The 7613-nt window shown below is 73.3% G+C and carries 5 protein-coding genes and 1 pseudogene; 3 read left to right on the top strand and 3 right to left on the bottom strand.

Going from position 1 to position 7613, the window contains the following annotated elements:
• Together E1258_RS27585 and E1258_RS27580 are read right to left on the bottom strand one after the other, a co-directional pair.
• Nucleotides 1-1039: pseudogene (locus E1258_RS27585) on the bottom strand (permease); the annotation flags it as partial.
• Nucleotides 1040-1203: 164 nt separating this feature from the next.
• On the bottom strand, nt 1204-2631 hold the full coding sequence (locus E1258_RS27580; protein ID WP_132406258.1) for a UDP-glucose/GDP-mannose dehydrogenase family protein: 1428 nt from the start codon (nt 2629-2631) through the stop codon (nt 1204-1206).
• Nucleotides 2632-2899: 268 nt separating this feature from the next.
• On the opposite strand from E1258_RS27580, the gene E1258_RS27575 reads away from it, so the two are divergent.
• Nucleotides 2900-4063, top strand: a complete 1164-nt coding sequence (locus E1258_RS27575; protein WP_007074708.1) for an acyl-CoA dehydrogenase family protein — start codon at nt 2900-2902, stop codon at nt 4061-4063.
• A 113-nt stretch (nt 4064-4176) separates the two neighbouring features.
• On the opposite strand, the gene E1258_RS27570 is transcribed toward E1258_RS27575, so the two are convergent.
• A complete protein-coding gene (locus E1258_RS27570; protein ID WP_132406256.1) occupies nt 4177-4827 on the bottom strand; it encodes a hypothetical protein in 651 nt (216 codons plus the stop codon).
• 23 nt (nt 4828-4850) lie between these two features.
• Between E1258_RS27570 and E1258_RS27565 the strand changes: the two genes are divergently transcribed.
• Both E1258_RS27565 and E1258_RS27560 read left to right on the top strand, forming a co-directional pair.
• Complete coding sequence (locus tag E1258_RS27565; RefSeq protein ID WP_036374318.1) at nt 4851-5369, top strand: acyl-CoA thioesterase; 519 nt, start codon at nt 4851-4853, stop codon at nt 5367-5369.
• Between the two features lie 277 nt (nt 5370-5646).
• Nucleotides 5647-7613 (top strand): acetoacetate--CoA ligase (locus tag E1258_RS27560; protein WP_132406254.1); only part of this gene is annotated, 1967 nt, incomplete at its 3' end.

Here is a 7613-nt window from a genome sequence, read left to right as displayed (position 1 = left end):
GTCCGGCATCGGTGGGCCGGCCGTCCTCGGTGGGCCGGCGGGGCGGCGGGGCGGACGGGGGGAACGTTCCGCCCGGCACGTCCTGCCGGGCCGGCCGTTCCACCGTGACCGGTGAGCGGGCCAGCCAGAGGTCGATCACCGCGACCACGGTCAGCACCATCGCCCAGCCTGCCGGCCCGGACACCCGGTCGTACGCCAGCAGCGGCAACACCGGCTGCGCGGCCAGCACGGTGGCGAAGCGAGGCGCGCGCAGCCCCGTGAAGAGGGCGTAGCCGAACCCGACGGCGGCGGTGACCGCGAAGATCACCCCGGCGAAGAGCGCCCCGGACGCGCCCCCGCCGCCGATCAGGTCCACCGTCCACAGCGCGTATCCGGCGAGGGGCACCAGCAGCAGGCCGACGGCGGAGATCGTCTCGGCCGTCGAGGTGAGCCCGCGCCGGGCGAGCACCGGCGGGGCGAGCAGCAGCAACACCGTGGCGACGAGCAGGATGCCCAGCCGGGACAGGGCGTCCATCGAGCTGGTGGCCACCGCGGCGAAGACCACCGCGGCCACGGCGAGCAGCAGCGCGCCGAGCCCGAGGGGGATGTTCTGCACCTCCCGGGACGAGGCCTCCGGCGGGTGTTCGGGGTTGTCGGCGTTCAGCCAGCGGGCCGCCGACGGAGGTGTCGGCGGTGGCGGATCCTCCGGCCCGGGTGGCGCGGCACCCTGCCGGGGCACCCGGGGCGACGCCCCGGTGGTCGCGGTCGGCGGTCGGCGGCCGGGCCGGCGGCGCAGCACCCGCCGGGGGCGGGTGGCCTGCTTGAGCCGTTCCTCGCCGGCGTGCGCCAGGATGTCCCGCTGGAAGAGCGCGGCCTGCATCTTGGCGGCGATCTGCCGCTGCTCGGCGGCGATGGCCGCCTCGCGGGCCTTCATCTCCGCGATCGAGCGCTCGACCTCCGCCAGGTGCCCCGCCCACTGGGGCTGGTGCGCGCCGCAGTGCGGGCACTGGGCGGCCGGCTTGATCTCCCGGCTGCACGAGGAGCACTGAAAGGTCTGCACGACACCCCTCCACCCGGCTGGCCCGCACTGTGGACTACCACTGTCGCAGCATGCCCTGAGCTGGCGCGGATTTCGACACCTGTCGGCGGTTCGGCGGTGACGAAAAGCGCACGGCCGGCCACGGACGAGGTCCGCGGCCGGCCGTCACCGGTGTCGGGTCGGGGTCAGGGGCGGCCCATGCCCCGGTACTCCCAGCCCGCCTGGCTCCACATTGTCGAGTCGAGGCAGTTGCGGCCGTCGACCACGCGGCGGCCGGCGACCAGCTCGCCGAGGGCCACCGGGTCGGCGTTGCGGAAGTCGGCCCACTCGGTGAGGACGCAGACCAGGTCCGCCCCGGTCACCGCGTCGGCCATGGTGGACTCGTACGTCAGCTCGGGGGCCACCCGGCGGGCGTTGTCGGTGCCCTGCGGGTCGTACACGTGCACGTCTGCCCCGGCCTTGCCCAGCAGCCCGGCGACCGCGAGCGCCGGGGCGTCGCGTACGTCGTCGGTGTTGGGTTTGAACGTGGCCCCGAGCACGGCGATCCGGGTGCCGGACAGGTCCGGCCCGGCGGGCCCGGAACGACGGCCGAGCAGCTCGGCGGCGAGCGCGATCACCCGGGTCCGGCGGCGCAGGTTGATCAGGTCGACCTCGTGCAGGAAGCGCAGCGCCTCGCCGGCACCGAGTTCCTGGGCGCGGGCCTGGAAGGCGCGGATGTCCTTGGGCAGGCAGGCGCCGCCGAAACCGAGACCGGCCTGGAGGAACCGGTTGCCGATCCGGGGGTCGTACCCGATCGCCTTGGCCAGCTGGGTGACGTCGCCGCCGGCGACCTCGCACACCTCGGCCATCGCGTTGATGAACGAGATCTTGGTGGCCAGGAAGGCGTTCGCGGCGACCTTGACCAGCTCGGCGGTGGCGAAGTCGGTGACCACCAGCGGGACCTCACGGTCCTCGGTGGCAGCCAGGTCGAAGACCCCCTTGTGGGCGGCGTAGAGCATGCCGTTGGCCCAGTCGCTCTTCACGCCGACCACGATCCGGTTGGGACGCAGCACGTCGTCGACGGCGAAGCCCTCCTGGAGGAACTCCGGGCTCCACGCCACCTCGACGCCCAGGTCGTTCGGGGTGTGCTTGCCGACGAGCTGCTCCACCCACTCGGCGGTGCCCACCGGGACGGTGGACTTGCCGACGATCAGCGCCTTGCGGGTCAGGTGTTGGGCGAGGCTGGTGACGGAGGCCTCGACGTACGACAGGTCGGCGCCCATCCCGTCGGCCCGCTGCGGGGTCCCCACGCAGATGAAGTGCACGTCGCCGAAGTCGGCGGTCTCGGCGATGTCGGTGCTGAACCGCAGCCGGCCGGCGGCCAGGTTGCGCCGTAGCAGCTCGTCGAGGCCGGGCTCGTGGATCGGCACCTCGCCCGCGTTCAGCTTGGCGATCTTGTCGGCGTCGACGTCGAAGCCGAGCACGTCGTAACCCAGCTCGGCGTAGCAGATGGCGTACGTCGCACCGAGGTAGCCGGTGCCGAGGAAGGTGACCCGGGGCCGGGCCGCGCCGGAGGGCGGCGTCACCGCGGCGATGGCCGGCATCGGTTGGGTGTTCGGGTACGGAATCGTCACGCCTGTCTTCTCCGCTCGCGCTGGCGGCGCTTCCTCGCGTCGCATTCGGCTGCGGCGCCTGGCCGGCACCGAAGGGGAATTGTGTCGTTTTCTGCTCGCCGTGCCGCGTCGACCTCTGCCCGCCGTGCCGCAGCGACGCCTCGGTCAGGCCCGAGCCTACGCGGCGGTAAGGATCAACCGAGCGCTGGCCGCTATCCTCAGTCTGCGCCGTCGGCGGTTCCGCGACGCTACAGACTGCGCATGATAGCCGTGAAGGGGAGGGGCCGACATGGCCGCAGAGCAGTCGTTCGACGTCTACCGGTTGCCCGAGGAGCACGAGGCGGTCCGGGAGGCGGTGCGTGAGGTCTGTGCGGCGAAGGTGGCACCGCACGCCGCCGAGGCGGACGAGACCGGCGAGTTCCCCAAGGCGTCCTACGACGCGCTGCGCTCCGCCGACTTCCACGCCCCGCACATTCCCGTCGAGTACGGCGGCGCCGGGGCGGACGCCCTGGCCACCGCCATCGTGATCGAGGAGGTCGCCCGGGCCTGCGCCTCGTCCTCGCTGATCCCCGCGGTGAACAAGCTGGGCACCATGCCGCTGATCCTGGCCGGCGGCGAGGAGCTCAAGCGCACCTACCTGACCCCGGTCGCCGCCGGGGAGGCGATGTTCTCGTACTGCCTCTCCGAGCCGGAGGCCGGCAGCGACGCCGCGTCGATGACCACCAGGGCGGTCCGCGACGGCGACCACTGGGTGCTCAACGGCGTGAAGCGCTGGATCACCAACGCCGGGGTCTCGGAGTTCTACACCGTCTTCGCCGTGACGGATCCCACAGCCCGCTCCAAGGGCATCTCGGCGTTCGTGGTCGAGAAGTCCGACCCGGGCGTCAGCTTCGGCGCCCCCGAGAAGAAGCTCGGTATCAAGGGCTCGCCGACCCGCGAGGTCTACCTCGACAGCGTCCGGATCCCCGCCGACCGAATGATCGGCGCGGAGGGGACCGGCTTCGCCACCGCCATGAAGACCCTCGACCACACCCGGGTCACCATCGCCGCGCAGGCCGTCGGCATCGCGCAGGGCGCGCTCGACTACGCCAAGGGGTACGTCCAGGAGCGCAGGCAGTTCGGGAAGGCGGTCGCCGAGTTCCAGGGCATCCAGTTCATGCTCGCCGACATGGGCATGAAGCTGGAGGCGGCCCGCCAGTTGACGTACGCCGCCGCCGGCAAGTCCGAGCGGGGCGACGCCGACCTGACGTACTTCGGCGCGGCGGCCAAGTGCTTCGCCTCGGACGCCGCCATGGAGATCACCACCGACGCCGTGCAACTGCTCGGCGGGTACGGCTACACCCGCGACTACCCGGTCGAGCGGATGATGCGGGACGCCAAGATCACTCAGATCTACGAGGGCACCAACCAGGTCCAGCGCATCGTGATGGCCCGCCAGCTACTGCGCGGCTGACCCACCCACGGCTCGGTGGCCGGCCCGAGACGTCGGTCACCCAGGCGCGGTGCGTGACGCGGCAGGGGCCCACCCCCGCGCCCACCACGCCCGCGTGACCGACGTCGGGCTCGTCAGCGCAGCTCGGTGGTGGTGTCCTCGGGCCGGCGCGGCGGGGCCGACCAGGGGGACTCCCCGGCCGAGCGGCGGGGCAGCGGCTCGGGCGGCGTCTGGTCCGGGTAGCCCAGGCTGAGCGGGGCGGTGTCCCGCTCAGCGGCGCTCCCCGGCGCAGGCCAGTCGGTCAGCGTGAAGGCGTTGCCGTCCTCCGGCCGCTGCGCCGGCGCGGGCTCGGCCGCCGGCCGGGGCCAACGCCGCCACCGCTGCCCGCTGAACGTGGCCATCAGCAGCAGGACGCCGATCAGGAAGAGCGTCCCGTTGCGCACGGGCAGGAACAGCGGCAGCGGGTCGCCCAGCACCGTCCAGCCCTCCGGGACGCGGTCACGCACCTCGAACGGCGCGACGAACACCCCGACGTACGGGGTGATCAGCAGCAGCCCGGCCACCAGCGGGCCGAGCGGCGAGAAACGCAGGGTGCCGAGCAGGCCGAGCAGGACGCCGGCGACGGCCAGGTAGACGCCCGGCTCGATCAGGTTGGCCGTGTTGAACGTGCCGATCTCCACCCACCGGGTGATCGTGCGGGCCGACCCGTCCTGCCCGAGCGTGAGCAGCAGCCAGGTGACCGGCGCCACCACCAGCCCGGCGAGGAAGCTCCAGAGATGTCGCATTGGCGCACCGTACCGTTTCCGGCATGACAGATCACCCCTCCGCCCTGCCGCAGGGCAAGCCCACGTCGTACTCCCGCGTCACCCTCAGCCGGATCATGACCGCGGTCGACGTCAATCTGTACGGAACCGTGCATGGAGGGGTGTTGATGAAGTTCGTCGACGACGTGGCGGGCGCGGCGGCGGCCCGGCACAGCGGCGGCACGGCGGTGACCGCCGCGATCGACGAGATCGTGTTCTCCGAGGCCGTTCGGGTGGGCGACCTGGTGCACGCGCACGCCCAGGTGAACTGGACCGGGCAGACCTCGATGGAGGTGGGCGTGCGGGTGGTCGCCGAGCGCTGGGACTCGGCCGAGGACGAGCCGGTCCCGGTCGCCACGGCGTACCTGGTCTTCGTGGGGGTGGACGTGGGCGGCGCGCCCCGCCCGGTCCGCCCGGTGCTGCCGGAGACCCCGCAGGACGAGCGGCGCTACCGGGAGGCGGAGATCCGCCGCGCCCACCGCCTGGCCCGCCGTCGCGCCATCCAGGCCCACCGCGAGGGCTGACCCCGCGCCGCCGGGCTGACCCCGTTCGCTGGACGGGCGCTGCCCCGCGCCGCCGATGGGGTGAGAAGGGTGCCCTCTTCTACCGAAGGCGTTGACAAGGGGCCCCTCCTTGCACCCTCCCTGCACCTCGCCCACACGACGTGGGCGCGCGGGGTGTGGGACGGGCACGCCCCGACGGCCGGACCCGGGGCGGACAATGGCGCTGCGACATGGGGCAAGATGGCCGTCACGGCCCATGTCGGAGGGCGGTGCGGGGGGCCTGGAGGAGGGTGGAGCTGTGGGTGACGTGCTGTGGACGCCGCCGGCGGACGTGCGTGAGCGGTCCCGCATCGGTGCCTACCTGCGCTGGCTGGCGGAGCACCGGGGGCTGGAGTTCGCCGACTACGCCGCGCTGTGGCAGTGGTCGGTCACCGACCTCGACGGGTTCTGGCGCTCGGTCTGGGACCACTTCGGCGTCGTCGCGCACACCGAGCCGACGGCCACGCTGGCCGACCCGGCGATGCCGGGCGCCCGCTGGTTTCCCGGGGCCACGCTCAACTACGCCGAGAACGTGCTGCGCATGCCGGGGCTGGGCGACGACGACCCGGTGGTGATCGCGCACGGGCAGACCCGCGCGCCGGAGCACCTGACGGCGGCCGAGCTGCGCGAGCGGGTCCGCCGGGTGGCGGCCGGGCTGCGCCGCCTCGGCGTCGGCCCCGGTGACCGGGTCGCCGCGTACGCGCCGAACATCTGCGAGACGTACGTGCTGCTGCTGGCCACCGCCAGCCTCGGCGCGATCTTCTCGTCCTGCGCGCCGGAGTTCGGCACCCGCAGCGTCACCGACCGGTGGCGGCAGATCGAGCCGAAGGTCCTCGTCGCCGTCGACGGCTACCGGTACGGCGACAAGCCCGTCGACCGGCGCGGCGAGGTGGCCGCCATCCGGGCCGCCCTGCCGTCGCTGCGGCACACCGTCGCCATCGCGTACCTCGACCCGGTCGCCGCCCCGGAAGGCGGGGCGATCCCCTGGGCGGAGCTGGCCGCGCCGACCGACGAGCCGCTGACCTTCGCCCCGGTGCCGTTCGACCACCCGCTGTACGTGCTCTACTCCTCCGGCACCACCGGGCTGCCCAAGCCGATCGTGCACGGCCACGGGGGCATCCTGCTGGAGCATCTGAAGATGCTCGCCCTGCACCACGACCTGGGCCCGGGCGACCGGTTCTTCTGGTTCACCACCACCGGCTGGATGATGTGGAACTTCCTGGTTTCCGGGCCGGCGGTCGGCGCGGCGATCGTGCTGTTCGACGGCAACCCGGGCCACCCCGACCTGGGCGGGCTGTGGCGGCTGGCCGCCGAGACCGGCACCACGTACTTCGGCACCTCCGCGCCGTTCCTGCTGGCCTGCCGCAAGGCCGCTCTGGTGCCGCGCGAGATCGCCGACCTGTCCGCGCTGCGCGGGGTCGGCTCGACCGGCGCGCCGCTGCCCGCCGAGGGCTTCACCTGGGTGTACGAGGCGGTCGGCGGCGAACTCCAGCTCCAATCGCTCTCCGGCGGCACGGACGTGTGCACCGGCTTCGTCGGCGGGGTGCCGCTGCTGCCGGTGCACGCCGGGGAGATCACCTGCCGGGCGCTCGGCGCGCGGGTGGAGGCACGCTCGGCCGACGGCACCCCGGTCCTCGGCGAGTTGGGCGAGCTGGTGATCACCGCCCCGATGCCGAGCATGCCGATCGGGTTCTGGAACGACCCGGACGGCGCCCGCTACCGGGAGGCGTACTTCGAGCTCTACCCGGGCGTGTGGCGGCACGGCGACTGGATCACGATCAACGACCGGGGCGGTTGCGTGATCACCGGCCGCTCCGACGCCACCCTCAACCGGGGCGGCGTGCGGCTCGGCACCGCCGAGTTCTACTCGGTGGTCGAGGGCCTCGACGAGGTCGTCGACTCGGTGGTGGTGCACCTGGAGGACGACGAGGGCGGCGCGGGGGAACTACTGCTGTTCGTGGTCCTCGCCGAGGGCCTGGAGCTGGGCGACGACCTGCGGCGCAGGATCTGCCGCGAGCTGCGGACCGCCCTGTCGCCGCGGCACGTCCCCGACGAGATCCACCAGGTCCGGGCCGTCCCGCGCACCCTGAGCGCCAAGAAGCTGGAGGTGCCGGTGAAGAAGATCCTCACCGGCACGCCGGTGGACAGCGCGGCGGCGAAGGGCGCCCTGGCCAACCCGGAGTCCCTGACGGCCTTCGCCGCCTTCGCCCAGCGCCGACCCGCCCC

The sequence above is a fragment of the Micromonospora sp. KC207 genome (genome assembly GCF_004348615.1).
GTDB lineage: Bacteria > Actinomycetota > Actinomycetes > Mycobacteriales > Micromonosporaceae > Micromonospora.
This window is presented reverse-complemented; position numbering and strand designations above follow the sequence as displayed.